Source organism: Winogradskya humida (assembly GCF_016862215.1).
GTDB lineage: Bacteria > Actinomycetota > Actinomycetes > Mycobacteriales > Micromonosporaceae > Actinoplanes > Actinoplanes humidus.
Genome location: NZ_BOMN01000123.1, coordinates 1 through 26099, shown reverse-complemented (window position 1 = coordinate 26099; position 26099 = coordinate 1). Strand labels below are relative to the sequence as shown.

Genomic DNA, 26099 nt, shown 5'->3' with positions numbered 1-26099 from the left:
TCTTAACGCCGCAGGTGGCGCCCGTCACCCGGCGCCGGCGACGGCACGGATACTTGTCCGGTGCTCACCATGCTGTCCGTCGCGGTCGCCTACCGGGGCCAGGACGTTGTCGCCGGCTTCTCGCTCGAGCTCACCGCGGGGCAGGCCGTCGTGCTCCGCGGTCGCAACGGCGCGGGAAAGTCCACCCTGCTGCGGGCGGTCTGCGGGGTGCTTCCGGTGCGCTCGGGCACGATCCTGGTCGACGGTTCGGCCGCCGACGAGACCAGGGCTGATTTCCGGCGTAAGGTCTGCGCGCTCCTCGACGACGCCGCCTGGTACCCGTCACTCACCGTCATGGAACACGTCGAGCTGGTCAGGCTCGTCGCCGGTGATCCGCCGCCCGGCTGGTGGACCCCGGCCGAGCTGGCAGCCGCGCTCGGGCTCGCCGACCTCGCCGGCCGCTCCCCGGCCCAGCTCTCGTCGGGTCAGCGCCAACGGCTCGCCCTGGCCATGGCGTTCGCCCGGTCGAGCCGGCTGCTGCTGCTGGACGAGCCCGAGCGCCACCTCGACGAGGACGGGCGTACGGTGCTCAGCGCCCTCCTCGCCCGCTACATCGACCTGGGCGGCGCGGTCCTCCTGGCGACCCACGACCCGGGCCTGAGCACCGCCGGGCGCATCGTCGAACTGGACCGGGGATGAACGCCGCGGAGTTACGCCGCTGGATCCGGGTCAGGCGGTTGCACGGGGCGCGGGGCCGGTGGAGTGCGGACGGCATCTACACCGTGGTCCTGTCGGCGGCGTTCGCTGTGCTGGCCGTGGCCACCTCGGCCCGCGGGCCCGGCATCGCCCTGACGGTCGCGGCTCCGGCCGGGGCTGCGCTGGCGCTCTGGGCAGCGGCGACGTTCGGCCCGCTCGGATTGTCCCGGCCGACCCTGATGTGGGTCGCGACCGGCCCGGTCAGCCGCCGCGACCTGCTGCTTCCCCGGCTGACCGCGGTGCTCGGCGTCGGCGGGACGACCGGCCTGCTGACCGTGCTCGTGTCCCACGCGCCGACCGCGGGACTGCTGGTGCTCGCGGCGGCGTCGGGAGTGCTGCTCGCCGGGGTGGCCGCCGGGATCCAGATCGCCGCCCGCAACGCTGCTCCGATCCTGCGTACCCTCGCCGCGGGGAGCCTGGCCGCCGCCCTGCTCATGCCCCGGACCGCCGCGCTCGCGCCCGACCCGGCCGTGATCGGCGCGGTCGTGGCCGCCGCCCTGCTGGTCGTGGGGGTCGTCGTAGCGCGCCTCGACCACATCCGCATCGGCGCGCTGAGCGGCGACGGCGCGGCGACGCTCATCAACGGCATCGGTACCGCGGACCCCGGCCTGCTGACCCGCGCCGCCGAGGAGCGCCGCTGGCGTGGCCGCACTCTGCGCGGACGGCTCCCGGCCCGCAGCGGTGGGCGGGCGATCGTGGCCCATGACGTGCTCGCGTACCTCCGGCTGCCCGGGCGCGTGGCGCTGACCGTCGCGCTGGGCGCCGTACCCGTCATCGTTGCCGGTCCTGGCACTTCGCCCACGGTCCTGCTCGGCAGCTGGGCGGTGGCGGCACTGCTCGCGGCGGGCCAGACCACCAGCAACGTACGCCACGACGCCGACCGCCCGACCCCCGCGCGCCTGCTCGGCCTGACCGGCCAGCACCTGCTCACCCTGCGCTCGGCGTTACCCACGGTGGTCGCGACGCTCTGGTCGGCCGTCGCGCTCGCCCTGGTGGCAGCCCGGACCGGAGGCGACGTCGCCGCGGCACTCTTCCTCGGCGCGGCCTCAGGCCCGGCCCTGGCCGCGGGAGCACTGCGCTCAGCCCGCCGCTCGCTGGTCCGCCACGACTACCCGCTGATCGTCACCCCGATGGGCGTCGTCCCGAGCGGCCCGTTCCTCTGGCTCGCCCAGGGGCCCGACCTAGCACTGCTAGGCTCACTGCCACTGCTCATCGCCCTGGCCACCGCAACGTACGGCTGGCTCGCCTCGCTTATCCAAGCCGCTATGGCCACCGCCGTCCTGGCAGGCTTCCTCACCCGCCGCCCGGGCGCCTTCCGCCTCAAACCCCTGCTGCACCGCACGGCCACCGTCATCTGGCGGCTCTGACCACCAGCACCAACTTGCCCCGAACGCTGCCCGCCTCCCCGGCACGGTGAGCCTGCGCGACATCTTCCAGGGCGAACGTCCGCCCGACCCGTACGGTGAACGCCCCCGCCTCGACCAGCCCCGCGACCTGGGCGAGCGAGTAGAGCGCCCGGCCCGAGTCACCCCGGCTGAACCGTACGCCGTGCTCCTGGGCGCCTGCGAAGTCCGCGACGGTGAGCACGTGGTCCGGCCCGCCCGCAAGCTCGATCAGCTCGGGCAGGTTGCCGCTGCCGGCTACGTCGAGGGCGAGGTCCACGCCGTTGGGGGCGAGCTCGCGTACCCGTTGGGCGAGGCCGTCCCCGTACGCCACGGCCTCCGCACCGAGGCTGCGCAGCAGGTCGTGGGTCGCCGGACTGCCGGTGCCGATGACACGCGCCCCACGGGCCACGGCAAGCTGAACCGCCGCACTGCCCACGCTGCCGGACGCGCCGCTGACAAGAAGAGTGACGCCGCTGCCGCTGCTGGCCTGGCTTGCGCTGCTGGCCTGGCTTGCGTTGCTGGGCTCGCTTGCGGCGCTGGGATGGATAGCGGTGCTCGGATGGCTTGCGGTGCTGGGCTGGGTTTCGATGCCGAGCTGGTCGAGGGCGCGGGCGGCGGTCTCCACGGCGGACGGGAGTGCGGCGGCCGCGGCGAAGTCGAGGGACGCCGGGATGAGGGCGTAGTGGGATAGCACCGCTAGCTCCGCCTGCGCGGCGCCGTCGGGCGAGAACCCGAACACGCGGTCACCGAGGGCGACGTCCGTGACCCCGGCACCGAGCTCGTCGACGAGGCCGGCTGCTTCGTACCCCATGGTCTGCGGAAGCTCCTGATCCATCAGCCCCTGACGCTTCTTCCAGTCGCTGGCGTTGACCCCGGCCGCCCGTACCGCGACCCGCACCTGCCCCGCCCCCGGATGCGGATCCGGCAGATCAGCGAGCTCCAGCACGTCCGGCGCCCCGAACCGACTGAACCATGCTGCCTTCATGCGCTGCTCCCATACTTCGCCAGGCGAGATCCGACCGTATGAAGCGAACCAGGCGCCACGCCCCACTCCGCAGAAGCCGATAGCCTCCGCCCCCGAACCCGTCAACCTAGATTCCTAGGATGACTTAGAGCGTGTGACCCAGCCGGCGGCTCGGGATACCTGCATCTGCCCGCGACGAAAGCCACGGCGAGCGACGCGATGACCGGCCTGCTCACGCCGTACTCGTCCGTAGAACGCCATCAGCTGCATGCCCCGCTCGCCCGCTTCATCACGCATGCAGCCGACGGGGGATGATCGAAGCTGGCCGTGATCACCTAGCGAAGGGCAGCACGACGATGACCGAGGAACGCCCGCCTTTTCCGCCGTTCACCCTCGACACCGCCCGGGCCAAGGTTCAGGCCGCCGAGGATGCCTGGAACACTCGCGAACCGGAGCGGGTCGCTCTCGCGTACACGCAGAATTCGGTCTGGCGGAATCGGGACGTCTTCCTGCAGGGCCGTGACCAGATCGTCGAATTCCTCACCGGCAAATGGCAGCGCGAGCTGGATTACGCCCTCCGGAAAAGCCTGTGGTCCTTCACCGACGACCACATCGCGGTCCGTTTTCAGTACGAGTGGCACGACAGCAACGGCAATTGGTTCCGGAGCTACGGCAACGAGCTGTGGGAGTTCGACGAGCGAGGCCTGATGAGCCGCCGCGAGGCCAGCATCAACGACGTCACGATCACCGAATCGGAGCGACGCCTCTTCGGCCCCCGGCCGGCCGACGAGCGCGACCCGGGCCACGAAATTCCGCTGCGATAACCGCAATCGGTGGAGATCGCGTTCCGCGGCATCGGCGCGGCAGATCTGCGCGGGTCCACTCTCGCGGATCTCCTCATCAATGTCGAAGCCGACATGGAGGTACGCGACGGTGGCGAGGTGCTGTATGCCGAAAGACTGTTCCCGGTCGCTGAGCTGGCTCGCGAGCTGAAGAAGTGGAAAGGCGAGGCTTTCCCGGGCGACTTCGCCTTCGAATCCCTGTCGTTCGGCCAGGCGGGTGCGGTGACGATCTCGCAGGAATCCCGCGGGTGGGTGGTCGGGTCGGTCTTCGTGCCTGGGAAGAGGTCCGGCCCGGTTTCCTGGGGTGAGCTCCTGGTGGGCCTCGACGAGTTCATCGCGAACGTGCGGCTCGGCGTCGAGTCGCTGGGCTTCGACGCCGATGCGATTCTGGGTGTCCGGGGTGGCGAAGTCAGGTGAGGGGAATCGGGTCGGTGCCGGCTACTACTAGGCCGGTGGCGGAGATCTCGACGTATTCGGCGGTGTGGAAACGCAGGCCGGTGCCGGTGCGGGATTCGATTGTCCAGCGGAGCTCGTGGAAGAAGAATCAGGCGTCGACGTGCTGATTGATCAGCGCGAGTTCGCGTACCGAATAACGACGTGCTCGTCAGGATGCGGGCGTGCGGTATCTGCGGCTCGGACGGGCTCTACATCTCGGTCGGCATCATCGGCAGCGGCGGCGCGCAGGGCGCCCTGTCGGAGTACGTGCTGGTCCGCGGCGCCGAGGCCGGCACCCGCCTGGTCACGATCCCGGCGCACATCCCGTTCGAGGTAGCGGCTCTGAACGAGCCGATGGCGGTGGCAGGCCACGGAGCTGACGGTCGTCCTGTCGATGGGTTACCCGGCGGAGATCTTCGAGGTCACCCGCGACCTCACAGAAGACTGGCAGCGGTACGCCGTCCTCGTCAGCGACACCGTCCCCTTCACCGAAGCCCAGCGCGCCCTCGTCCTCGCCACGACACCCGGCGCGGCCGAGAAGGTCCGCGATCAGGGGTTCCGTAAAATTGGATCCACGTTAAGATGAAGAGGATCCAACGAGCTGGAAGGTCTGACTGTGCACACCCCGGAAGAGCGCGTCCTGGCCCTCGGCCTGACCATCCCCGACTACTCCGACCCGCCCTACGGCGGCCGCTACGGCAAGGTGAAACCCTTCCACCGCGTCGGCAACCTCCTCCTCATCTCCGGCATCACCCCCGAGGACCGCGAAGGCAACCGCCTGCACCCGGGCCGCTTCGGCGACGACCTGACCGTGGAGCAGGGCTACGAGGCAGCCCGCATGACGGCGGTCAACGTGCTCGGCCTGATCCGCCTCGCGGTCGGCAGCCTCAACGCGGTCGCCGCCATGGGCCGCAATCTCTGCTTCCTGCGCACCACCGACGACTTCGAGGACCTCCACCTGGTCTCGGATGGTGTGTCCCAGCTGTTCATCGACGTCTTCGGTCCCGAGTTCGGCCCCGCGGGCAGAGCCTCCATCGGCGTCTCCAGCCTGTCCCGCCGCAACTGCTTCGAGCTCTGGACCGAGCTCGAACTCAAGCCCGGCTCCTAGGGTTGCTGGTCATCGGATCGCTGCCGGCCCGCGTACGCCCCGCCGTGCTCGTGCGCGAGCCGATCAGGTCTGCCTCTTTCTGGCTGTGGGCGGCCTCGGGCGTCGGGTGTGAGCCGCCAGCGCTGACTTCCCGAGACGTTGGCATGACGGCGCCGGTGTCCCGCAATCGCAGCGCACCCTCGGTGAAGCAATGCCCACCCGGACGCCATCGTGACGATCGCAGCGTTTGTGGCGTGGAACTGAAGTGCGACCCCCACTATCCCGACGGCTTCACGCGTCACGATTACCAGCGGTGCCCGTCACCCGGACGGGTAGCGGGCACCGCTGTTACGTCACGTCCGTCAGGAGGTGATCGACCAGAGTTGGCAGGTGTTGTTGAGCCACATCCAGAGGTCGGCCTTGGTGCCGTTGGCGGTGCCGCAGTTGACGTTGTCGAGGACCATGCCGCTGTTTTCGACGACGAGTTCGTAGCGGCCGTTGCCTGCGGGGATCACTGCCCATTGCTGGCAGAGGTTGCCGAGGGAGTCCCAGAGGTTGACGGCTGTGCCGAGGGCTTGGCCACAGCTGACGGCGTCAAGGACCTTGTTTGCGTTCACATTGGTGATCGTCCATTTGTTGGCGCCCACGTTGGTGAAGCGCCATTGCTGGCAGGTGTTGCCGAGGGCGGTCCATTGGTCGATTGCGGTTCCGTTGGCGGTGCCGCAGTTGACGGCGTCGAGGAGTTTGCCGCTCTGGAGGTTGGTCAGTTTGTAGGTGGCGCCGTTGACCGGGAAGGTGACGCTCTTGGTGTAGCCGACCGAGACGATGTTGGCCTGGACGGCGTTCTCCGTGGCGTCGGTGGGGTAGCCGCTGGTCATGACGCCCTCGAAGAAGGAGCCGACGGAGCCGTTGCTGTTGTCGCCGCCGATGCCGAGGATGATGGCGCCCTGCTTGGTCATCGGGTTGTAGCCGGACTGGGTCGGGAGTGCGCCGTTGTAACGCGTAGCCAGGGAGCCGGACTGCGCGTTGCCGTCCTTGATGGCGTACGCAGAGGTGCCGTTGTTCTTGAGCACTGCCGTTACGAACGGCGTGCTGCGGCCAGTGTTGGCCGTCCAGGATCCGTTGCCGCCGGCGAACAGGCCGTTCTCCAGGTCCGCGGCGACCCGGGGGCCGGTGGCGCACGGTGAGAACCAGCAGAGCGTACCGAAATAGATCGCGTCCATGTCGCCGTTGCCGGTGTCGTTGTTGCTGGTCTCGGCGTTGCCGTAGTCGAAGCAGCAACGGTCGTTGTAGTGCGTGCCCTCGGTCACCATGTACATGCCCTCGGGTGCGCTGCCGGTGGCGATGCCGTTAGTGGCGTTGTTGCGGTAGCCGTTGCCGGCCGAGATGTAGACGCCGTAGACCTTGTGGCCGCCCGCGGTGACGGGCAGTGCCGCGGCATTCGATCCCTGGTCGGCGGTCGGGTTCGCGCCGCCGCCGGGGGCGATCGTCAGGTCGTTGTGCCGGGTCGTCTGGTCGTAGATGCGCACGATCGTGCAGTACGTGCCCGAGCAGAACGAGTCCTGGGTGGCGGCGTTCGCGTAGCCGCCGGCGCTGAGTGTGCCGATGTTCGACGTGGCGCCGTCGGACCATCGGCGGACCTGGTAGAGCGATCCGTTGTACGCGCCGAACAGCGCGCGGGTGGTGCTGTGCGCGGCGACGCACGGGGTGCCGCCGCTGGCATAGATGTCACAGGACAGGGTGCCGGCGGCCTGGGCCGTGGTGGGTGCGGCGACCAGGGCGACGGCGGCGAGCAGGACGGAGGCCAGGAGTGCTTGCCATGATCGGCGCAGGGAGCGGAATCCCATGATGTGCCTTTCGCGAGCATGCGATGCAGCGCTTGTCCATGGCTGGCGCTGCGGGAGGACGGGCACCGGTGTGAACGTTAACAAAGATTTACTTACATGTTTCGATTTTGTCAAGGCCGCAAAGGCGGGTCAGGGCGGGAGAAGGCGCCGGGTTGGCGGACCCGGCGCCGCGCGGGGTCAGACCACCATGAGGCCGAGCATCATGCCGTCGTCCTCGTGGATGAGGTTGTGGCAGTGGAGCATGTACATGAACGTGCTGTCGGCGTAATCGGTGAACTTGAGTCTGATCACGACGGTGGTGCTGGGCGGCAGCTCGATGGTGTCGCGCCAGCCGAGGTTGGCGCCGGTGGGTGCGGCGCCGCCGATGGAGACGACCTGGAACGGTACGTCGTGCACATGGAAGTTGTGGTAGATCGTCGTGCTGCTGTTGACCAGCGTCCAGACCTCGGTGGCGCCGAGCGTGGTCATGATCATGTTGTTCGTCATGGCCGTGACCGAGGTGCCGGCGACCCCGTTGATCGTGAACGTGTTGCCGCTGTTGGCGAACGTGAACGTGCGAGCGGCCGCGCCGGTCGTGTCCAGGGCGTCGATCGTGTTGAGCGTCGCGGGCAGCGCGGCCGGGGTGTCCGTTCCGGTGCCGGTGACCTCCAGCATTGACACCGTGTAGCGGGCACCGTTCGTGCTGCTGCGTGCCGTGGCGCGCAACGTGACCGTGGTGCCGGTCTGCAGGTCGAGCACGATCTCGGCGCGTTCACCCGGCGTGATGCGCAGGCCGGACACCTCGATCGGCGCCGCGAGCAGCCCCGCGTCGCTCGCGACCTGCGTGACCGTTGCCCCGTCGGAGCGTGCGACGGTGATGCTGTCCACCAATGACGCGTTCAGCAGTCGCAGCCGCACCCGGCCGGCGGCGACCTCGAGCGTGGGTGTCTCATCGGTCGCGCTCGCGCCGTTGACCAGGAACTTCAGGGTGGTCCCGGAGGCGGTGAAGCCGGCGTTCGTGGTCACGAAAGATCCACTGCTGAGGACCCCCATCGACTGCATGATCACGGGTACGTCATCAGCGCCGTACGCCGTGGGAAGGGCCGCGTTGGCCGCCGAACCGTCGTCCACGATCAGCATCCCCGCCAACCCGAGCGCCACCTGATCCGCGGTGTTACCCAGCCCGTGCGGGTGGTACCAGAGCGTGCACGCCTCGCCCTGATTGATCGTCGTCGCCGGTGACCACGTCTCCCCGTCGGCGATCACGTTCTGCGGCCCGCCGTCGTTCGACGGTGCGATGTGCAGCCCGTGCCAGTGCACGGTCGTGTCCGCACCGAGCTGATTGGTGACGTCGAACCGTACCTGCTCGCCGTCGCTGACCCTGATCGTCGGCCCCAGATACGTACCGTTGTAGCCCGCGGTCTTCAACGTCGTGCCGCTGACCAGTGACGTATCGGTGCCGGTTCCCGCCTTGAGCGCGAAGACCGAGACGCCGTTGTCGTCGGTCTTCGCCGCCAGCTCCGGAATGACCAGCGTGCCACCCGCGGCCGCAACCTCAGTCGTGACGTCGGATGCGGTCTCCTCGGCGAAGGAGATGCCGTTGCCGATCTTGGCGAGGGCCACTGCCGCGCCGGCTCCGAAAGCCGCGGCCAGGAACCGTCGCCGGGTCGCCCGCGGCGTTGCGCGGTGCGACCCCCTGCTCTTGTCTGTCATGAGCGGCCACAGTGGAGATCGTTCCTGGGCGGTTGCTGAGCTGAACCTGTCGGGACCCTTTGTTCGTTCGATCAGCCCCGATGTGCGTACGCGCGGTCACGGGCCTCCCGGAACTGGGTGACGGCATCACCGCGGTAGGCCCAGATCCAGCCACCGACGTTGTCCCCGAGCATGTCGAAAACGCGGGCCGCGGCCTCGGATTCGCCGGCGAGATCGAAGCCCATGGCGAAAGCGTTCGCCCGCGGGATCCAGCCGTGCGTGAACCGGAAATCGGGATGGAAGATGGACTTGTCCGCGGCGGCGTGCAACTCCGCGGCGACCTCGTCGGTGCCGATGTACTCGGCGTCCTCGCCGCCCGGCAGCGTCAGCCACATCTCGATGTGCGCGACGACGATGAGCTCCGGGATCAGGCTGGCCGGGGGCGCGGCAGCGGTGGCCGCACGCGCGAGAGCGAACATTTCCTCGTGGCTGCCGAACCATTTCTTGCACAGATACTGCAGCCGCTGCTCATGCGCGACAACATGGAACGGATGCCGTGCGACAACGGCGTCGAAGCGGGCGCGCGCCTCGTCGGCCTCGATCTGCCGGCCCCGTGACGTCGTCACCAGCCAGGTCCGCGCGGTGACATCATCGGGGTCGCGCTCGATGACCTCGTCGAGCGCGTTCTCGGCGATGCGCAGCCGGTGGAAGAAATCCCGGAACTGCTCCTGCTGCGTGTACTCCGCGCGTTTCGCACCCCGGGCCTCCCACGCCCAGTTGACCGCGTGGCATCCCTTCACCAGAACGGGCAACGTGGAATCCGGCTCGGCATCGATCCATTCCCGGATCCATTCCTGCACGCCGCTCACATTGGCGGCGGCCTCCATCAGGTACGCCCTGGCGTCCGGTTCCTTGACGCCGGTGAGCACACCTTTCGCCGTACGCCAATCCCGTGCCGTCAGCGCGTCGATCAGCAACCGCGCCTGCGGGTCACCCCCGGCCGGATCGGCGGTCAGCTCCGGACTACGACTCTTCTTGAACGGCCACATGAATGGCTCCCTCCCCGTGATCGCCGTCGATCATAGGGTCCCGGCACGGGTAGGGTGCGGCAGTGGTTGACGTTCGGCGGATGGTTCTGGAGGACGTGGCTGAGGTTTCCCGGCTGCGGGTCGCGGGATGGCAGGCCGCGTACCGGGGAATCATCCCGGATTCCTATCTCGACGCGATGGACGCCGAGGCGGATGCCCGACAGCGAGCGACGTGGCGATCGAAAGGGATCGACCTGGTCGCCCACGACGAGAAAGAGCGCCTCACCGGGTGGTGCTGCTCGGGACCGGCGGGTGCGGCCGGGCACACGGAGATCTTCACGCTCTATGTACGGCCGGAGCTGATCGGATCGGGGATCGGAGCGGCCTTGCTGGCGGCTACCCACCGGCACTGGACGGCGCTCGGCGTCGAGGGTTTTCAGCTGTGGGTGCTCCGCGGCAACAAGGCCGCCCGGCGGTTCTACGAGAGGTTCGGGTACGCGCCGGACGGCACCGCGGAGGCGTACGAGTATGACGGAGTCGCGGTGGAGGAGGTCCGGTATCGCCGGTCGGCGGGGTGAGCTTTTGTTCACAAAGACTTCGTGGCGGCGGCATCGGGGGGCGGATACGTTTCGGGGGACGGCTCGGCTCGACGGAGAGGGAACGGCATGCCCACGATCACCACGGTGGACGGCACGGAGATCTTCTACAAGGACTGGGGCACCGGGCAGCCCATCGTGTTCAGTCACGGCTGGCCGTTGTCGGCCGACGACTGGGACACCCAGATGCTGTTCTTCCTGCAGCACGGCTACCGGGTCATCGCCCACGACCGGCGTGGCCACGGGCGGTCCTCGCAGACGAGCGACGGCCACGACATGGACCACTACGCCGACGACCTGGCGGAGCTGACCGAGCACCTCGACCTGCACGACGCGGTCCACGTGGGTCACTCCACCGGTGGCGGCGAGGTGGCGCACTACATCGGCCGGCACGGCGAGGCCCGCGTCGCCAAGGCGGTGCTGATCAGCGCCGTCCCGCCGATCATGGTGCAGACCGAGGCCAACCCGGGCGGCCTGCCCAGGAGCGTCTTCGACGGACTGCAGGCCCAGCTGGCCGCCAACCGCTCGGAGTTCTACCGGGCGCTCCCGTCCGGCCCGTTCTACGGCTTCAACCGCGACGGCGTGGAGCCCTCCGAGGCGATCATCCAGAACTGGTGGCGCCAGGGCATGATGGGCGGCGCGAAGGCCCACTACGACGGCATCGTCGCCTTCTCCCAGACCGACTTCACCGACGACCTCAAGAAGATCACGGTCCCGGTCCTGGTCATGCATGGCGAGGACGACCAGATCGTCCCGTACGCCGATGCCGGCCCGCTGTCCGCGAAACTCGTGCAGAACGGGACGCTCAAGTCGTACCCCGGCTTCCCGCACGGCATGCCCACCACCCAGGCCGACACCATCAACGCCGACCTGCTGGCCTTCCTGAAGTCCTGACCCGCCGCCACCGTCCCGGCGACACCGACCGGTGCCGCCGGAACGCGGTGGCGAAAGCGAACTCGTTGCGGTAACCAACGCTCCCAGCGATCTGCGCCAGCGTGGCGTCGGTCCGCAACAGCGCGTCCTCCGCCCGCCGCATTCGCAGCTCCGTGAGGTACCGCCCGGGTGACTGCCCGATCACCCGGGTGAACTCCGCAGCGAACGCCGCCCGCGACATGCCCGCCAGCTGCGCCATCGTGACCAGCGACCAGTCCTGCTCGGGGTGCGCGTGCAGGCTCTCCAGCACCCGCCGGACCGCCGGCCGGGACAACGCCCGGAACCATCCGGGCGCCGGGTTGCCGGCGTGCTGCCACCATGACCGCAGTGCGTAGACGAGGTTCACGTCCAGCAGCCGGTCGAGCAGCGCCTGCTGCCCTTCGCTGTCGCGCGCTGCCTCGGCGGCGAGCAACTCGATCGCCGCGGCGTGCGCCGGCTCCTGCTCGGCTACCCGGACAACCGCGAACCGGGGAAGGCTGTCCAGCAATGTGTCGGCGACGCTGCCACTGAGCACGTACGCCCCGCACACCACGGTGGTCGGGCCGGTGGAAGTGGCCTGCCGCGCCTCAGCGATGGGTACGCTCACCGCGCCCGGCTCACTGACGATGCTGTAAGGGCCACCCGCGCCGGCCAGCACGACGTCACCCCCGTGCAGCGGCACCGGGTCAGCGCCGTCGGCCTCGATCCAGCCGTCCCCGTGCAGCAGGATGTGCGCGGTCAGCGGACGGGTGCCCGAGAATTGCAGCCCCCACGGAGCAACCCTGCGCAACACGGAGAACACTGCCCCCTGCGCCCGCGCCCGGGCAAGCTCGTCACTGAGAATGTCCACAACCCCAAACTTAGACGAACACGAATAGTTCCAAGTCCTAGAGACATTGCTCGTCTCAGTCGGCGCTTCTAGCGTTGACAGCATGACGACGTACGCAATCCTCGGCGGCACCGGAAAGGTCGGCCGCCGCCTTATCCGTTTGCTCGACTCCGCGCGGCCCCTCGGCCGTCCGCGCTTCGACTGGCGCGACGAGTCCACCTGGCACGAGGCAATCGACAGCGCCGCCGGGGTCTTCGTCGTGGGGCCGGGGTCGGCGACGGACTGGAGCCCGCAGCTGAGCCGGTTTCTGGTGCGGGCGGCCGATGCGGGCGTTGAGCACGCCGTGTTGCTGTCGGCGCGAGGGGTCGAGTTTCTGCCCGGTGGGGCGGTCGCGAAAGCCGAGGCCGCGCTGCGGGAAGGGCCGATCGCCTGGACGATTCTGCGGCCCACGCACTTCATGCAGAACTTCACCGAGGCGATGTTCGTGCCCGTGGACGGCCGGATCGCCGCCCCGGTCGGGGGCGGCGCAGAGCCGTTCATCGACGTGGACGACCTCGCCGCCGTCGCCGTGACCGTGCTTACCGGACGCCGCTACGACGGCCGCGTTCTGGACCTTTCCGGGCCGGAGGCGATCACCTTTGCCGACGCCGCGGCGATGCTCGGAGCCACCTTCGAGAGCGAGAGCGACGACGACCACGTGGCGCGGCTGCGGGCTGCGGGCACACCCGAGGGTTACGTCCGGTGGCGGATGGCGATGCTCGGTGGCATCCGCTCAGGCGCCGACGCCTATTTATCGGACGGAGTCCCGGTGGTGCTGGGCAGGCCGGCCACAACCTTCGCGGACTGGCTGACGGCCTCCGCGGCCGGCACGACACCCGCGGTCGGTGCTAGCCCCGCGGTGGGGGCGGGGGTCGGGCGGGTGGACAGCCAGCAGCCGGCGGCGATCAGTGCGAACGCGGCCACCGTGCTGGGGGCCAGGTGCTCGTCGAGCAGCAGTACGCCGAGCAGGACCGCGACGACCGGGTTGAGATAGGTGACCAGGCCGGCCCGGTTGGCCCCGGCCAGGCCGATGAGCTGGTAGAACGCCAGCAGCGCGACGGCGGTGCAGAACACGCCGAGGATCGCGAGCGCTCCCCAGGCGGGCAGCCCGACCGGCTCGGACGGCAGTGCGAGGAGCGCGAACGGGATCAGGACGACGGCGCTGATCGTGGTGGTTGCGCCGGTCAGGGCTTCGGCGGGGACGTCGGACAGGCGGCGTTGCACCAGGATCGTGGCGACCGCGTAGCTCAGGGCTGCCAGCAGGACCATTCCTGCGCCGAGCAGGCCCCAGCGGTCGCCTGAGACGTCGACGCCGACCAGGACGGCTACGCCGGCGAAGCCGACGATGAGGCCGAGGATGCGGCTGCGGGTGAGCGGTTCGGTGCGGGCCATCAACAGGGCGATGACCGCGGGCTCGATGGCGATCAACAGGCCGGTGAGGGACGAGCTGATATGCGTTTCACCGTACGTGATGAGCGTGAACGGCACCAGGATGTGCACCGCCGACAGGGCGAGCACCGGGCCGGTGTGGCCGCGGAGCTTGGCCAGGCTGCCGCGCGCCGCCGCGACCGGGATCAGGACGAGCGCGCCGATGGCGATGCGCCCGGCGACCACGACGATCGGGGACAGGTCTTCGATGGCGACCTTGATCAGGAAGTAGGGGATGCCCCAGAGGAAGGAGACCAGCAGGAAGAGGAGCCACGCGCGTCGGTTCACCCGTTGAGCATCCGGGCGTACGGTGGTTAGCGGTAGTGGTTACCTGCTCATGTGGTCCTAAGGAAAACTGATGATCGACGTACGCCGCCTCGTCGTCCTGCGGGAGGTCGCCCGGCAGGGCAGCTTCAACCGCGCGGCCACCGTGCTGCGGATCACGCCGTCCGCGGTGTCGCAGCAGATCAGCGGGCTGGAGCGCACGCTCGGGACGGCGGTGGTGCGGCGAAGCACGCGCGGCGTCGAGCTGACCGAGGCGGGCCGGGTGCTCGCCGACGCGAGTGACTCGATCACGGCCGAATTGGCGTACGCGCAGAATCTGATCGAAAGGCTGACCGGCGGGGAGCGGGAGTCGCTGACGGTGGCCACGTTCACCAGCGGTGGCCAGCGGCTTCTGCCCGCGGCCCTGACCCGTTTCGCCGCGGAGCGCCCGGGGGTGGAGCTGACCGTGCTGGAGACCGAGCCCGAGGACAGCCTGCCGCTGGTCCGCGAGGGTGCGGCAGACCTGGCCCTGGCCTACCACTTCGACGGGCCGCCCCCGGTTCGCCCCCGCGACCGGTCCGGCCTGATCTGGGCGCCGTTGCTCGACGATCCGATGTGGATAGTGCTGCCCGCCGGGCACCATCTCGCCGGGCGGGAATCGGTGGCGCTGGCCGACCTCGCGCAGGAGCGCTGGGTGCACGGCTGCCTGTCGATAGACGAATTATTGGCCCACTACGCGGCGCTGGCCGGATTCGAGCCGCGGGTCGCCTGCCGGGGCACCGATTACGTGTTCGCCCAGTCGCTGGTCCGCGCCGGGGTGGGCATCAGCATGATCCCGCAGATCGCGCTGACGGCAGAGCAGGGCGGCCTGGTGATGATGCCCCTGGAACAGCCCTGCCCGTCCCGGTTCGTCGGCATCGTCACCGCCCGGCGCACCCGCCCGAATCCGCTCGCGGAGCTGCTGGTGAAGACGCTGAACGACACCGTGGCGGCGCTGCCTCTGCCCGCTTGACGGCCACGGTTAAGGTCGGGCGTGGCTGAAGTCTCGGTGAGGTTCCTCAAAGGACGGTCCGATCAGGACATTCTGGTGCAGCTGTACGACACCGTGTTCGTGCCCAGCTTCCCACCGTCGGAACGCGAGCCCCTGGCCGGCCTGGAGCGCGTCCTCGCCGGGGACGAGCTGCTCGGAGCGGTGGCGATGACGCCGGACGGCGTACCCGTGGCGGCACTTTTCCTGGAATGGTTCGCCGACATCCGGGCCGGGTTGCTGTGCTACTTCGCGGTCCGGCCCGACCTGCGCGATCGCGGGATCGGCCGGCAGCTCATCGCGTACGCCGCACCGCGCTGGCGAACCGAGCTGCAGCCGCACGTCATCTACGCCGAGGCGGAGGACCCCCGGTCCGGCAGCGGCATCGCCGAGCACGGCGACGGACAGGCAAGGCTGCGACTGTACGCGGGCTTCGGCGCCCGCCGTCTCCCGATCCCCTACCTCATGCCCAGGCTGAACCCGGGAGAGACCCGTCTGACGAACCTGCTGCTCCTGGTCGCCGAGGCGGACGACACGGTCTCGGCGGCGGATGACGCGGTTTCGGCGGCGGACGAGACGGTTTCGGCGGCGGACGAGACGGTTTCGGCGGCGGACGAGACGATCGCCGGAGCGGCCGGCGCAGCGCCGGACCTGATTCGCGGTGCCGCCGTCGCGGAGTTCCTGACACGCTATTTCGCCCGCGCGGAGGGCGGCCCGGCCCGCGACGATGACACCGGGTTGCAGGGGCTGCTCGCGGAATGTCACCGGACGGAGTTCCTGCAGCTACGCGAGCTGCACGGGCAGGATTGAGCGGGCGTCCGAGGGGTACCCCGCGTGCGTGACAGTGATCGAGTTACCGGACCTGCCCCTGCCCGGGCACGGTGCCACGGCCGAACGGTTCCGGGGCCTCGCCGACCTCGCACGCCAGGACCTCGTCGCCGCCCGGCTCGGCGAGGGCCACGCCGACGCCGTCGCGATCCTCACCGAGCTCGGCGCTCCCGTCTCGGGGGAGCGGTGGGGTGTCTGGGCTGCGGCCCCCCGGTCGCTGCGTGCACGGCTGACGGATGACGGCTGGCGGATCAGCGGCGACCGCCCGTGGTGCTCCGGCGCCCAATGGTGCACCGACGCGCTGGTGACGGCTGCCGCTGACGACGGAGTGCGGCTTTTCTCCGTACGCAACACAGCTCCACAAGCGCAACCGCTCGACGGCACCTGGCCCGCCGTGGGAATGGCCGGCAGCGACAGCCGGACCGTGCGCTTCACCGACGCCGAGGCCCTGCCCGTCGGGGGAGTCGGCGACTACGTGCACCGCCCCGGCTTCTGGCACGGCGGCGTCGGCGTGGCCGCCTGCTGGTTCGGCGGCGCGCTCGGTGTCGCCGACGCCCTGTACGCGGCCGCCCGCGACAAGGACCTCGGCCCGCACGCGCTGGCCCACCTCGGCGGGGTGGCAGTCGCGCTCGGCGCCGCCCGTGCCGTGCTGGCCGAGGCCGCAGCCGCCATCGACGCCGACCCGCACCGCGACGCCCAGGCACTCGCCGTCCGCACCCGCGCAACCGTCGAGTCAGCGGCGACCGAGGTCCTCGACCGGGTCGGCCGCGCACTCGGCGCCGGCCCGCTGTGCCGCGACGGCGAGCACGCCCAGCGGGTCGCCGACCTCACCGTCTACCTGCGGCAGAGCCACGCCGAGTCGGACCTGGAGCAGCTCGGCCGGCTCGCCGTCGACGAGGACCCGGCATGGTGAGGCCGATCGAGGGCCAGGGCACCCCCGAAGCCGAGTGGCTGGCGTGGAACGCGATGGCTGAGTGGCCCGAGCTGAAACTCGACGCTCCCGGGCCGCCGCTCGTCGTCGCCCCGCACCCCGACGACGAGATCCTCGGCGTGGCCGGGCTGATGACCCGGCTCGGCGCGGCAGACCTGGTCGCCGTCACCGACGGCGAGGCCTCCCACCCGGACTCCACCGTCTTCACTCGCGCTGAGCTGGCCGCCATCCGCCGCGACGAAACCGCCGAGGCCCTGCGCCGCCTCGGCCTCGACCCGTCCGAGGCCGCTAGCGGTCCGAGCGGTCCTAGCGGTCCTAGCGGTCCGGGCGCTTTCGGCGCGGGTGAGGCGCCGGGCCGCGAGCGGGGCGCGCGGGTGCATCGGCTCGGGCAGGCCGACGGTGGGATCGACGAGCAGGCGGTGACCGCCGAGCTGACGCGGTTGCTGGCGCCGGGGCAGTGGTGCGTGGCGACCTGGCGCGAGGACGGGCACCCCGATCACGAGGCGGTCGGTCGTGCCGCAGCGCGGGCGTGCGCGGCGACGGGAGCACGGTTGCTCGAATACCCGGTGTGGATGTGGCACTGGGCGACCCCCGGCGACCCGCGCGTACCGTGGCACACCGCGCACCGGATCCCGTTGATGGCGGCTGATCAGGCCGCGAAGGCCGCGGCGATCGCGGCGTTCCCCAGCCAGATCGCGCCGCTCGGACCGGCCGCCGCCGACGCCGCGATCCTGCCGCCGCACATCCTGGCCCGCTTCGCCCGTACCTTCGAGGTGGTCTTCTCATGAGCACTCCGGTCAGTTACTTCGAGCAGATGTACGCCGCCGACCCCGACCCGTGGAGCTTCGAGTCCCGCTGGTACGACGCCCGCAAGCACGCCCTCACGGTGGCGGCCCTGACGCGGCGCCGCTACCGGTCGGGGTTCGAACCGGGCTGCTCCACCGGCATGCTCACCGCCCGTCTCGCCGAACGCTGCGACGCGCTGCTCGCCGTGGACGCGGTGCCGGCGGCGGCACGGACCGCGGCGGAACGGGTCGCGGCCCACGCCCACGTCACCGTCGGCACGGCGCAGCTCCCGCAGCAGTGGCCTGAGGGCACGTTCGACCTAGTGGTGCTATCCGAAGTCGGTTACTACTTCGACGACACCGATCTGCGTACGCTCATCGAGCGGGCAGCCGGCGCGCTGGAACCCGGCGGTGAGCTGGTCGCCGTGCACTGGCGCTGGCCGGTCACCGAACACGCCCGCAGCGGCGACGACGTCCACGCCGCCCTCGCCGCGGCACCGGGCCTGGAACGCGTCGCCCGCCACGAGGAGGCCGACTTCATCCTCGAGGTCTTCACCCCCGCCCCCGCCCGCTCGGTAGCCCAGCGCGAAGGACTCGCGTGACCGAGCCCCCGAAAGCGAGTGAGCCTCCGAAAGCGAGTGGGCCGCTGAAAGCGACGGGGCCCGCGACGGTGATGGCGCCCGCGACGGCGCAGGGGCCCGCGATGGTGATGGCGCCCGCCATGGTGATGGGGAACGCGACGGTGATGGCGCCCGCGACGGCGCAGGGGCCCGCGACGGTGATGGCGCCCGCGACGGTGATGGGGCCCGGCGCGGTGACTCGGATTGCCGTTGTTGTGCCGGCGCATGACGAGGAGACACTGTTGCGGGCCTGTCTGGATGCCCTGGCAGTGGCGGCGGCAGCAGTCCCGGTGCCGGTCGAGATCGTGGTGGTGGCCGACGCGTGCACCGACCGCACCGAGGCGATCGCCGCGGAGGCAGGCGCCGAGGTGGTCACCCTGGCAGCCCGCAACGTCGGCCGCGCCCGCAACGCCGGCATGGCCCATGCGCTGCGGCACGGCCCCGAAACCCTCTGGCTGGCGACGACGGATGCCGACAGCCGCGTACGCCCCGACTGGCTGGTCTGGCATCTCAACCACGCACAAGCCGGCGCCGACCTGATCGCCGGCACCGTGCGGGTCGACGACTGGACCTGCTGGCCCGCCGGCCTGCCCGAACACTACGAGGAGCACTACCGCCGCGCGGCCGGGGCCCACGTCCACGGCGCGAACCTCGGCATCGCCGCCGCCACCTACGTGGCCACAGGCGGCTTCCCAACCCTCACCCACGACGAGGATCAGGTCCTGCTCCGCCGCGCCCGCGCGCTCCAGGCCCGCATCGTGATGGACCCGGCCTGCCCGGTGCACACCAGCGCCCGCCGCCTCGCCCGCGCCCCGCTCGGCTTCGCGGCCCACCTCGCCCTGCTCGAAGTAGGCCTCTAGAAACCGATCAGAGGTAGGCCGATCAGAGGTAGGCCGATCGGAGGTAGGCCGATCGGAGGTAGGCCGATCGGAGGTAGGCCGATCGGAAGTGATCAGTGAGAACCGATCAGAAGTAAACAGTCACGCCGACCGTCTTGCAGGCGGCGGTGAGGTCGTTGCCGGCCTTCTCGAACCCGGCGGAACCGGCCGCGGCGACCGGGTCCGGGTCCTTCGCGGCGTTCGCGGCCTCGGCGGCGAGCTGCCGGGCGGCCAGGGCCACGGCGCTGTCACCCGCGGAGAACGCCTCGGCGGTCACCTTGTCCGACAGGCCGTTCAGGATGGTCGTGAACGTGCCCGGCTTCGGGTCGGCGCTGTCGTTCGACATCTTGACGAGGTCGTCCTTCAGGTCGTCGCCGATCTTCTGGACGGAGGCGCAGAGGTGCTTGTCGCTCGCCACGGTCGAGGCCGCCGCGGTGGACGCCGGCGTCGACGCCGCGGGAGCGGCCGTCGTGGCGTCCTTGTCGCCGCACGCGGCCAGGGCCAGGGCGGACGTGACGGCGAGGGCGAGCGTCAGGACGCGGGTACGGTGCACGATCGCGTACGGTAGCCGATCTTCCTGAAAGGGCAGGTCACGGGGGGATGTTCGGGCGATGTGACGGGTTCCACGTTCATGATCAAAAACGGGAGCCTGGCCACGGCAAATCAGGCATAAGGCCACAAGTGGGCGCGGTCAACCACGCTGAGTTAAGCCGGGCCAAAGGTTGGGGCTCAGCGGCGCTGATTGACGTGGATGGAACGCTCCGGCAGCGTCGCAGGTCATGAAACGAAGACTGCGCGTCGTCATAGCCCGGGTCAGCGCCGTGTCGCTGCTGGCTGCCGGAGGCGTGGCTGCGGTCGTGCTGACGAACCAGGCCGACGCGGCGGTCAGCCTCAACGACAGCGACGTGACCGCGAACCTGTGGGAATGGAACTGGCCGTCGATCGCGAAGGCGTGCACCGGCGACCTCGGCCCGGCCGGGTACGGCGCCGTGCAGGTCGCGCCGCCGCAGGAGTCGATCACGCTGCCCACGAGCGTCGACGGGGTGCACCCGTGGTGGGAGGTCTACCAGCCGGTCTCGTACGCGATCAGCAGCCGCCTGGGCACCCGCGCGCAGTTCGCGAGCATGGTCACCGCGTGTCACACGGCCGGCGTGCGGGTCTACGCCGACGCGGTCATCAACCACACGGCAGGGCACGGCAACAGCTACAGCACCGGGTACGCGGGCAGCAAGTTCACGCCGGGCTCCTTCGACTATCCCGCCGTGCCGTACACGACCACCGACTTCCACCACGCCGGTGACGGGTCCTGCAACGACGAGGACGGCCAGATCGACGACTGGAACAATGTCGCCGAGGTGCAGAACTGCGAGCTGTCCTCGCTGTCCGACCTCAAGACCGGCAGCAGTGGGGTACGCGACAAGATCGCCGGCTACCTCAACGACCTGATCTCCCTCGGCGTCGACGGTTTCCGCGTCGACGCCGCGAAGCACATCGCGCAGGCCGACTTCGCGCAGATCAAGTCGCAGCTCAGGACGACGACCGCCGAGGGCAGGGCGCCGTACGTCGAGCAGGAGGTCATGCCGGGTGGCACCGGGGGACTGGCCAACTCGACGTTCACCCCGAACGGCGACCTGATCGGCTTCTCCTACGCCCGCGGCCTCGCGACCCAGTTCCGCGACGGCACCCTCAGCAACCTCTCGGGCATCCCGTCGTGGAGCCTCGACGCGTCCAGCGCGCAGACCGGCGCGATGATCACGAACCACGACACCGAACGCGACGGCAGCACGCTGCGCTACCAGGACGGCTCCGCGTACACGCTGGCGAACTACTTCGTGCTCGCGTACCCGTACGGTAAGCCCTTCCTGTATGACGGTTTTACGTTCTCGACCTCGGCCACCGGCCAGTCGCCGCCGGCCGATGCGAACGGCTTCGTCAGCGACACCGACTGCGGTAACGGCAAGTGGCAGTGCATCACCCGCTCGACCGGGGTGAAGGGCATGGTCGCGTGGCACAACGCGGTCGCGCCGGTGACCACCGTCAGCGACTTCACCGCGACCTCGGGCAGCGTGATCGGCTTCCACCGCGGCTCGCTCGGCTGGATCGGCCTGAACGCCTCCGGCAGCGCGTCGACCGCGAGTTACCCGACGGGCCTGGCCGACGGCACCTACTGCGATCGCATCACCGGCGGAGCCACCGGCAGCGGCTGCGCGGGCACCTCGATCACCGTCTCGGGCGGCAAGGCCACGGTCACGATCCCGGCCGGCGGCGCGGTGGCCATCGACACCAACGCGAAGTCCGCCGGCGGAAGTGCGACGACGGCACCCACGGCAACCGCCACGGCCGGCCCGACCGCTTCGTCCTGCTCGAGTGTCGCGGTCAGTTTTGCCGCCGATGTCACCACCGAGTGGGGGCAGAACGTGTTCGTGCTCGGCAACCAGGACGCCCTGAACAACTGGGGCACGTCGGGCGGCGTCGCGCTCTCCTCGGGCACCTACCCGGTCTGGACCGGCGCGGTCAGCCTGCCGAAGAACACCACCGTCGAATACAAGTACGTGAAGAAGGACGGCGCGACGGTCACCTGGGAGTCGGGGGAGAACCGCACGTTCAACACCGGCACCGCCTGCACCAAGACCCTCACGGACACTTGGAAGTAGGACTTTTACACAGGGTCCGCACAGGCGGAAAAGACGCATGCTGCGGCGGCCGTGGCCGATGGGCAGGGGCGAACGAGTACGCCCCCAACCCCCGGGAGTTCCCCCATGGCCGCCGTCAGCGCCGTCGATTCCGTCAGTTCCGTCAGCTCGTCCAGCGAGGCCCAGGCGGCGCTGATCAAATACCAGCAGAAGCTCGCCGCGGATCTCGCCGCCAAGGCCGCCGAGAAAGTCATCACCGCCGACAAGGAAGCCGTGACGAAGGCCCAGCAGGCCGTGCAGCAGTCCGTCCAGTCGTCACCGGCCGTCACGGCCTCGGCGGCGACCGCGTCCACCGGCGTCCTGGATGTGACGGTCTAGGCGTGCTGCCGCGCCAAAGTCGTTTCCCAGGCGTCCGGGGGCGGTGGTAGACATCGCGGGTGCCTGAGATCTTGGAATTCCCCGAGCTGCTGCGCCTGATGGACGAGCGCTCGACCGCTTTCCGGTCGGCGATCGCCGCCGCGCCCGGTCTCGACATCGTCGTACCGTCCTGTCCCGAATGGACGTTGTTCGACCTGGCCGAGCACATCGGGACCGGCCGCCGTGCCTGGGCCGCCACCGTCGCCGCGGGACCCGCGCCTGCGAAGGCTGATCCGCCCGACGGGCCGGCCGTGCCCCGCGACCGGGAAGCCCTGCTCGCGTGGCTCGCCGAGTCCACCCAGGAACTGCTCGACGCCCTGGGGAAGGCCGGGCCGGACAGCGAATGCTGGACGTGGTGGGGTGACTCCCAGTCCCCGCCGACCACCGGCGCCGTCGCCCGTCACCAGCTGCAGCAGCTCGCGGTGCACACGTACGACGCCCAGCTCGCGATCGGCGCCCCGCAACCCCTGCCGGTCGACGTGGCCTTCGACGGCGTCGAGGAATTCCTGCTCACGTGCGTCGCCACCGGCACCGCGTGGCCCCATGAACCCGCCGTCGTCGACCACCCCGTGACCGAGGGCCGCGCGTGGCGGTTGTACCTGTCCGCCGCGGGCATCCGCGTCGCCGAACCCGACGGGACCCCGGCCGACGTCACCGTGAGCGCCACGGCGAGCGACCTGGTCCTGAACTTCTACGGCCGCAACTCCCTCGACGACGTGACGATCATCGGTGACCGCCGCGTCTTCGAAAAGCTGATCAGTTGGGACCGCAGCGCGTAGCTATACCGAGATCGGGGCTTCCTCGATGTCGGTCAGCGGCCGGGCCGGCGGCAGCACGAGCTTGTAGCCGACCTGCCGGACCGTGCCGATCATCGACTCGAACTCGGTGCCGAGCTTGGCGCGCAGCCGCCGCACGTGCACGTCGACCGTGCGGGTGCCGCCGAAGTAGTCGTAGCCCCAGACGTCGCGCAGCAGCTGGGCCCGGGTGAACACCTGGCCCGGGTGCTGGGCGAGGAAGCGGAGCAGCTCGAACTCCTTGTAGGTGAGGTCGAGCGGGCGGCCGCGGAGCTTCGCGGCGTACGTTTCCGGATCGATCGACAGCTCTCCGGCCCGGACCTGGTCACCGGCGCCGGCCGGTGCGGTAGCGAGCCGGCCCACGGCGAACTGCAGCCGGGCCTCGACCTCGGCCGGACCGGCGTCGGCGAGGATCACGTCGTCGACACCCCAGTCGGCGTTGAGCGCGATCAGGCCCGCCTCGGTGACGACCGTGAGGACCGGCACGCCGAACCCGCCGGCCCGCAGCGCGCGGCAGATGCCCCGGGCCTGCGACAGCTCGGAACGCGCGTCGACGACCACGGCGTCATGGCCGGGCACGGAGATCAGCGCCTGTGGGTCGCGCGGGGCGACGTCCACGGCGTGCGGCAGCAGGTCGAGCGCGGCCAGCACGCCGGCCGCCTCGCCGGATCGGGCGGTGCCGAATACCAGAATCTTCACGCGTGACTCCGTCTTTCGCACTCGGCGCTAACCAGTGCGTTCAGGGGGTAGATCCCGGCATCGGTGACGGGCCAAATCGGGGAGGGGCCAGACAGCCGTGGTTCGCCTTGTGAACGCTCTCACGATACGCGCAGAGCCTAACCGAATCCCCGCTGAAAACCATTTGCCGCCCACCATGCGATCCACACCGCGGGCGCCATGGGATGAGATGACCGAAATGCGGAGACGATCAATGCTTACGGGCCCCCGTGAAGCCCACCGTCAGGACAGGGTGTTTCGCCGTTCCGGTGAGGGTGTCCCCGTCGACCGTCGCGGTGCAGGCGAGCTTCGCGGGGAACGGTGACGTGATCCGGGCCTTGAACCGCAGCTCGTCACCGTCGAGGGTGGCGCTGTCGAACGGGCGGCCGTCCAGCGACCCGGTCACCCCGTCGCCGGTGGCCCGGATGGCGAGCTCGGCCACCTGGGTGCCGCCGCCGGTCTGGAACGCGATGGTCCAGTCGCCGGTGAACGCGCGCTCGCTGCGGTAGCGGGCGGCGCCCTGCTCGTAGGCGCGGTGGCTGGCGGCCTGGTCGGGCATCGCAGGATCGGGGTCGTTCTCGACGTCGATGCCGAAGAACGAGCGGGTCGCGGCGTTCGAGCCCTTGGCGAGTGTCGCCGCCCGCGCCTGCATGCCCGGCTCGTAGCGGCGCAGCGCGGCGTCGACGGAGGCTTCCCCGGCGATCGCGTGCGCGAGCTCGGCGGCGTCCAGCAGGGCGAGGTTCACGCCGTAGCCACCGAACGGGCCCATGGCGTGCGCCGCGTCACCGAGCAGGGTCACACCGGGGTTCGGCACCCAGGTCAGGGGAGTGGGGAGGAACCAGATGGCGCGGTCGACGTACCCATCGCTGTCGGTCAGAAAAGGCACCAGATCCGCAGACCAACCCGCAAACCTCTCCTTGAGGTACGCCCGGAGCGCACCCGGATCCCCGACGTCGACCCCGGCCCGGGCTGCCCAGCCGGGCTCGGTGCGCATGGCGACGTAGCCGCGGATGACGTTGTTGCTGTTGCGCTGGGCGATGATCGCGTTGCCGTCGTCGCCGCGGGCGAACAGGTGGCCCTTGCCGACCAGCCGGTCCAGCCCGGCGTGGCGGCGGTCCGCGTCGTCGTAGCGCACGTCGAGGAACGAGACGCCGGAGTATTCCGGGGCAGCGTCGGTGAGCAGCGGCCGCACCCGGGACCACACCCCGTCCGCGCCGATGACGAGGTCGGCCTCGGTGATCGTGCCGTTCGCGAACGTGAGCCGGTGCCGGCCCCCGCCGATCGGGGTCGCGGCGGTGAGCTTGTGGCCCCACCGGACGGACTCGGGGCGCACGTGTGCCGCGAGGAGGGCCCGCAGCTGGCCGCGGTCGATCTCGGGGGCGGCGGTGTCCTGCTCGTCGGGGACGAAGCTGCCGAGCACCGTGCCGTGCCGGTCGACGCTGCGTTTCGCCTGGTCCTCGACCCGGGCGACGGCGAGGAACGCCTCCAGCAGCCCCGCGTCGGCGAGGGCGATCTGGCCGGTGTCGGCGTGCAGGTCGAGCGAGCCGCCGGCGTCCCGGGCGTCGGCCGAGGCGTCGCTGTCGTAGACGGTGGCGTCGATGCCGTGCTGCTGCAGCATGCGGGCGCAGAGCAGGCCGCCGGGTCCGGCGCCGATGATCGCGATCGAGGTCATGGTGGTATCCCTTCGATTTGCCAATCAATCGTTTGATTGGTTAGGCGACCGTAGCCAATCAAGTGATTGGTAGTCAAGGTAGGATGGGTGCCATGCCGCCGAGGACCCGCCGTAGCGCCGCCGACACCCGTGCCGAGATCCGCCGGGTCGCCCTCGAGCTGTTCACGTCGAAGGGCTTCGACGCCACCACGACCCGCGACATCGCCGCAGCGCTCGGCATGAACCAGTCGTCGCTCTACTACCACTTCACCGGCAAGGACGAGATCGTCCGCAGCCTGATGGAGGAGCGCCGCCGCGACGTCGACACGTTCCTGACCTGGCTCGAGGCCCAGCCCCGCACGCCCGGCCTGCTGCGCACCGCGGCCCTGCGCTGGCTCGACACCACCACCGACGAGCACGTCCACGCCCAGCGCCTCGCCCTGGCCAACCTCGCCGCCCACCAGCGCCTGGGCAACCGCGAGCTCAGCGTCCCGCGCGCCTTCGAGCAGATCATCGCGTTCTTCGCCGGCCCGGACCCCGCCCCCGCCGACGTCATCTACCTCCGGCTGGCCTTCAACGCCGTGTCCTCGGCCATCGTCGCCGCCCAGGGCCTGCCCGTCACCCCGGCCGACATCATCACCGCCGCCCGCCGCACGATCCTCGCCCTCACCGCCGATCAGCCCTCACCGCCGATCAGCCCTCACCGCCGATCAGCCCTCACCGCCGATCAGCCCTCACCGCCGATCAGCCCTCACC

The 26099-nt window shown here is 70.3% G+C and carries 27 protein-coding genes; 18 read left to right on the top strand and 9 right to left on the bottom strand.

The genetic code is table 11. The features are described from left to right. The first annotated feature begins 69 nt into the window (after window positions 1–69). Both Ahu01nite_RS42845 and Ahu01nite_RS42840 read left to right on the top strand, forming a co-directional pair. Window positions 70–678 (top strand): ABC transporter ATP-binding protein, encoded by a 609-nt coding sequence (locus Ahu01nite_RS42845; RefSeq protein WP_239159595.1) that lies wholly within the window; start codon window positions 70–72, stop codon window positions 676–678. Then, the gene (locus Ahu01nite_RS42840; RefSeq protein ID WP_203842515.1) at window positions 675–2102 is read left to right on the top strand and encodes a DUF6297 family protein; all 1428 of its coding nucleotides are present in this window, start codon (window positions 675–677) and stop codon (window positions 2100–2102) included. Before Ahu01nite_RS42845 ends, Ahu01nite_RS42840 begins: the two co-directional genes overlap by 4 nt. On the opposite strand, the gene Ahu01nite_RS42835 is transcribed toward Ahu01nite_RS42840, so the two are convergent. Continuing rightward, window positions 2086–3105: an NADP-dependent oxidoreductase gene (locus Ahu01nite_RS42835; RefSeq protein WP_203842514.1), complete on the bottom strand. Its 1020-nt coding sequence runs from the start codon at window positions 3103–3105 to the stop codon at window positions 2086–2088. The two genes, Ahu01nite_RS42840 and Ahu01nite_RS42835, sit on opposite strands and share 17 nt — an antisense overlap. Window positions 3106–3440: 335 nt before the next feature. Between Ahu01nite_RS42835 and Ahu01nite_RS42830 the strand changes: the two genes are divergently transcribed. From Ahu01nite_RS42830 to Ahu01nite_RS42815, 4 genes are all read left to right on the top strand, one after another. Further along, entirely contained in the window at window positions 3441–3908 is a 468-nt protein-coding gene (locus tag Ahu01nite_RS42830) for a nuclear transport factor 2 family protein (RefSeq protein WP_203842513.1), read from the top strand. A gap of 9 nt (window positions 3909–3917) precedes the next feature. Then, window positions 3918–4343, top strand: coding sequence for a DUF7878 domain-containing protein (locus Ahu01nite_RS42825; RefSeq protein ID WP_203842512.1), 426 nt, complete (start codon window positions 3918–3920; stop codon window positions 4341–4343). 412 nt (window positions 4344–4755) lie between these two features. Continuing rightward, on the top strand, window positions 4756–4947 hold the full coding sequence (locus tag Ahu01nite_RS42820; RefSeq protein WP_203842511.1) for a hypothetical protein: 192 nt from the start codon (window positions 4756–4758) through the stop codon (window positions 4945–4947). A 30-nt stretch (window positions 4948–4977) separates the two neighbouring features. Beyond that, a complete protein-coding gene (locus Ahu01nite_RS42815; RefSeq protein ID WP_203842510.1) occupies window positions 4978–5469 on the top strand; it encodes a RidA family protein in 492 nt (163 codons plus the stop codon). 341 nt (window positions 5470–5810) lie between these two features. On the opposite strand, the gene Ahu01nite_RS42810 is transcribed toward Ahu01nite_RS42815, so the two are convergent. The 3 genes from Ahu01nite_RS42810 to Ahu01nite_RS42800 all read right to left on the bottom strand — a co-directional run bounded on the left by Ahu01nite_RS42810 (window position 5811) and on the right by Ahu01nite_RS42800 (window position 10015). Then, window positions 5811–7295 carry an arabinofuranosidase catalytic domain-containing protein gene (locus Ahu01nite_RS42810; protein WP_203842509.1) on the bottom strand — a complete coding sequence of 495 codons (1485 nt, stop codon included), beginning with the start codon at window positions 7293–7295 and terminating at the stop codon, window positions 5811–5813. Between the two features lie 177 nt (window positions 7296–7472). Beyond that, window positions 7473–8987, bottom strand: a complete 1515-nt coding sequence (locus Ahu01nite_RS42805; RefSeq protein ID WP_203842508.1) for a multicopper oxidase family protein — start codon at window positions 8985–8987, stop codon at window positions 7473–7475. A gap of 71 nt (window positions 8988–9058) precedes the next feature. Continuing rightward, window positions 9059–10015, bottom strand: a complete 957-nt coding sequence (locus Ahu01nite_RS42800; protein WP_203842507.1) for a DUF4034 domain-containing protein — start codon at window positions 10013–10015, stop codon at window positions 9059–9061. Between the two features lie 62 nt (window positions 10016–10077). On the opposite strand from Ahu01nite_RS42800, the gene Ahu01nite_RS42795 reads away from it, so the two are divergent. Then, window positions 10078–10572, top strand: a complete 495-nt coding sequence (locus Ahu01nite_RS42795; protein ID WP_203842506.1) for a GNAT family N-acetyltransferase — start codon at window positions 10078–10080, stop codon at window positions 10570–10572. 87 nt (window positions 10573–10659) lie between these two features. Beyond that, the gene (locus Ahu01nite_RS42790; protein WP_203842505.1) at window positions 10660–11484 is read left to right on the top strand and encodes an alpha/beta fold hydrolase; all 825 of its coding nucleotides are present in this window, start codon (window positions 10660–10662) and stop codon (window positions 11482–11484) included. Here the strand turns inward: Ahu01nite_RS42790 and Ahu01nite_RS42785 are convergent. Together Ahu01nite_RS42785 and Ahu01nite_RS42780 are read right to left on the bottom strand one after the other, a co-directional pair. Further along, window positions 11450–12352, bottom strand: coding sequence for an AraC family transcriptional regulator (locus Ahu01nite_RS42785; RefSeq protein WP_203842504.1), 903 nt, complete (start codon window positions 12350–12352; stop codon window positions 11450–11452). The two genes, Ahu01nite_RS42790 and Ahu01nite_RS42785, sit on opposite strands and share 35 nt — an antisense overlap. Before the next feature lie 765 nt (window positions 12353–13117). Then, window positions 13118–14086 carry a DMT family transporter gene (locus Ahu01nite_RS42780; RefSeq protein WP_203842503.1) on the bottom strand — a complete coding sequence of 323 codons (969 nt, stop codon included), beginning with the start codon at window positions 14084–14086 and terminating at the stop codon, window positions 13118–13120. 70 nt (window positions 14087–14156) lie between these two features. Between Ahu01nite_RS42780 and Ahu01nite_RS42775 the strand changes: the two genes are divergently transcribed. From Ahu01nite_RS42775 to Ahu01nite_RS42750, 6 genes are all read left to right on the top strand, one after another. Then, a complete protein-coding gene (locus tag Ahu01nite_RS42775; protein ID WP_203842502.1) occupies window positions 14157–15074 on the top strand; it encodes a LysR family transcriptional regulator in 918 nt (305 codons plus the stop codon). 21 nt (window positions 15075–15095) lie between these two features. Then, a complete protein-coding gene (locus tag Ahu01nite_RS42770) occupies window positions 15096–15899 on the top strand; it encodes a GNAT family N-acetyltransferase (protein ID WP_203842501.1) in 804 nt (267 codons plus the stop codon). Window positions 15900–15927: 28 nt separating this feature from the next. Continuing rightward, window positions 15928–16830 carry an acyl-CoA dehydrogenase family protein gene (locus Ahu01nite_RS42765; RefSeq protein ID WP_239159594.1) on the top strand — a complete coding sequence of 301 codons (903 nt, stop codon included), beginning with the start codon at window positions 15928–15930 and terminating at the stop codon, window positions 16828–16830. Continuing rightward, on the top strand, window positions 16824–17636 hold the full coding sequence (locus Ahu01nite_RS42760) for a PIG-L deacetylase family protein (RefSeq protein WP_203842500.1): 813 nt from the start codon (window positions 16824–16826) through the stop codon (window positions 17634–17636). The genes Ahu01nite_RS42765 and Ahu01nite_RS42760 overlap by 7 nt, the downstream gene beginning before the upstream one ends. Further along, window positions 17633–18235 (top strand): SAM-dependent methyltransferase, encoded by a 603-nt coding sequence (locus Ahu01nite_RS42755; protein WP_203842499.1) that lies wholly within the window; start codon window positions 17633–17635, stop codon window positions 18233–18235. Before Ahu01nite_RS42760 ends, Ahu01nite_RS42755 begins: the two co-directional genes overlap by 4 nt. Before the next feature lie 101 nt (window positions 18236–18336). After that, on the top strand, window positions 18337–19113 hold the full coding sequence (locus Ahu01nite_RS42750) for a glycosyltransferase family 2 protein (RefSeq protein ID WP_203842498.1): 777 nt from the start codon (window positions 18337–18339) through the stop codon (window positions 19111–19113). A 106-nt stretch (window positions 19114–19219) separates the two neighbouring features. Here Ahu01nite_RS42750 and Ahu01nite_RS42745 read toward each other — a convergent pair whose 3' ends face one another. Then, entirely contained in the window at window positions 19220–19684 is a 465-nt protein-coding gene (locus tag Ahu01nite_RS42745) for a hypothetical protein (RefSeq protein WP_203842497.1), read from the bottom strand. A 226-nt stretch (window positions 19685–19910) separates the two neighbouring features. On the opposite strand from Ahu01nite_RS42745, the gene Ahu01nite_RS42740 reads away from it, so the two are divergent. The 3 genes from Ahu01nite_RS42740 to Ahu01nite_RS42730 all read left to right on the top strand — a co-directional run bounded on the left by Ahu01nite_RS42740 (window position 19911) and on the right by Ahu01nite_RS42730 (window position 22960). After that, the gene (locus Ahu01nite_RS42740) at window positions 19911–21785 is read left to right on the top strand and encodes a carbohydrate-binding module family 20 domain-containing protein (protein ID WP_203842496.1); all 1875 of its coding nucleotides are present in this window, start codon (window positions 19911–19913) and stop codon (window positions 21783–21785) included. A 105-nt stretch (window positions 21786–21890) separates the two neighbouring features. Then, complete coding sequence (locus Ahu01nite_RS42735) at window positions 21891–22142, top strand: hypothetical protein (protein ID WP_203842495.1); 252 nt, start codon at window positions 21891–21893, stop codon at window positions 22140–22142. 59 nt (window positions 22143–22201) lie between these two features. Continuing rightward, a complete protein-coding gene (locus Ahu01nite_RS42730) occupies window positions 22202–22960 on the top strand; it encodes a maleylpyruvate isomerase family mycothiol-dependent enzyme (protein ID WP_203842494.1) in 759 nt (252 codons plus the stop codon). On the opposite strand, the gene Ahu01nite_RS42725 is transcribed toward Ahu01nite_RS42730, so the two are convergent. Together Ahu01nite_RS42725 and Ahu01nite_RS42720 are read right to left on the bottom strand one after the other, a co-directional pair. Further along, window positions 22961–23674 (bottom strand): winged helix-turn-helix transcriptional regulator, encoded by a 714-nt coding sequence (locus Ahu01nite_RS42725; protein ID WP_203842493.1) that lies wholly within the window; start codon window positions 23672–23674, stop codon window positions 22961–22963. Between the two features lie 229 nt (window positions 23675–23903). Further along, window positions 23904–25364 (bottom strand): FAD-dependent oxidoreductase, encoded by a 1461-nt coding sequence (locus Ahu01nite_RS42720; protein WP_203842492.1) that lies wholly within the window; start codon window positions 25362–25364, stop codon window positions 23904–23906. Between the two features lie 92 nt (window positions 25365–25456). On the opposite strand from Ahu01nite_RS42720, the gene Ahu01nite_RS42715 reads away from it, so the two are divergent. Then, window positions 25457–26099, top strand: a 643-nt coding sequence (locus tag Ahu01nite_RS42715; RefSeq protein WP_203842491.1) for a TetR/AcrR family transcriptional regulator, incomplete at its 3' end; no start/stop codon positions are given.

Bases quoted from the DNA above. Each gene is read 5' to 3' on its own strand.
- Ahu01nite_RS42845 (WP_239159595.1), top strand. From the start codon at position 70: ATGCTGTCCGTCGCGGTCGCCTACCGGGGCCAGGACGTTGTCGCCGGC.
- Ahu01nite_RS42840 (WP_203842515.1), top strand. From the start codon at position 675: ATGAACGCCGCGGAGTTACGCCGCTGGATCCGGGTCAGGCGGTTGCAC.
- Ahu01nite_RS42835 (WP_203842514.1), bottom strand. From the start codon at position 3,105: ATGAAGGCAGCATGGTTCAGTCGGTTCGGGGCGCCGGACGTGCTGGAG.
- Ahu01nite_RS42830 (WP_203842513.1), top strand. From the start codon at position 3,441: ATGACCGAGGAACGCCCGCCTTTTCCGCCGTTCACCCTCGACACCGCC.
- Ahu01nite_RS42820 (WP_203842511.1), top strand. From the start codon at position 4,756: ATGGGTTACCCGGCGGAGATCTTCGAGGTCACCCGCGACCTCACAGAA.
- Ahu01nite_RS42810 (WP_203842509.1), bottom strand. From the start codon at position 7,295: ATGGGATTCCGCTCCCTGCGCCGATCATGGCAAGCACTCCTGGCCTCC.
- Ahu01nite_RS42805 (WP_203842508.1), bottom strand. From the start codon at position 8,987: ATGACAGACAAGAGCAGGGGGTCGCACCGCGCAACGCCGCGGGCGACC.
- Ahu01nite_RS42800 (WP_203842507.1), bottom strand. From the start codon at position 10,015: ATGTGGCCGTTCAAGAAGAGTCGTAGTCCGGAGCTGACCGCCGATCCG.
- Ahu01nite_RS42790 (WP_203842505.1), top strand. From the start codon at position 10,660: ATGCCCACGATCACCACGGTGGACGGCACGGAGATCTTCTACAAGGAC.
- Ahu01nite_RS42775 (WP_203842502.1), top strand. From the start codon at position 14,157: ATGATCGACGTACGCCGCCTCGTCGTCCTGCGGGAGGTCGCCCGGCAG.
- Ahu01nite_RS42760 (WP_203842500.1), top strand. From the start codon at position 16,824: ATGGTGAGGCCGATCGAGGGCCAGGGCACCCCCGAAGCCGAGTGGCTG.
- Ahu01nite_RS42755 (WP_203842499.1), top strand. From the start codon at position 17,633: ATGAGCACTCCGGTCAGTTACTTCGAGCAGATGTACGCCGCCGACCCC.
- Ahu01nite_RS42750 (WP_203842498.1), top strand. From the start codon at position 18,337: ATGGTGATGGCGCCCGCCATGGTGATGGGGAACGCGACGGTGATGGCG.
- Ahu01nite_RS42740 (WP_203842496.1), top strand. From the start codon at position 19,911: ATGAAACGAAGACTGCGCGTCGTCATAGCCCGGGTCAGCGCCGTGTCG.
- Ahu01nite_RS42735 (WP_203842495.1), top strand. From the start codon at position 21,891: ATGGCCGCCGTCAGCGCCGTCGATTCCGTCAGTTCCGTCAGCTCGTCC.
- Ahu01nite_RS42720 (WP_203842492.1), bottom strand. From the start codon at position 25,364: ATGACCTCGATCGCGATCATCGGCGCCGGACCCGGCGGCCTGCTCTGC.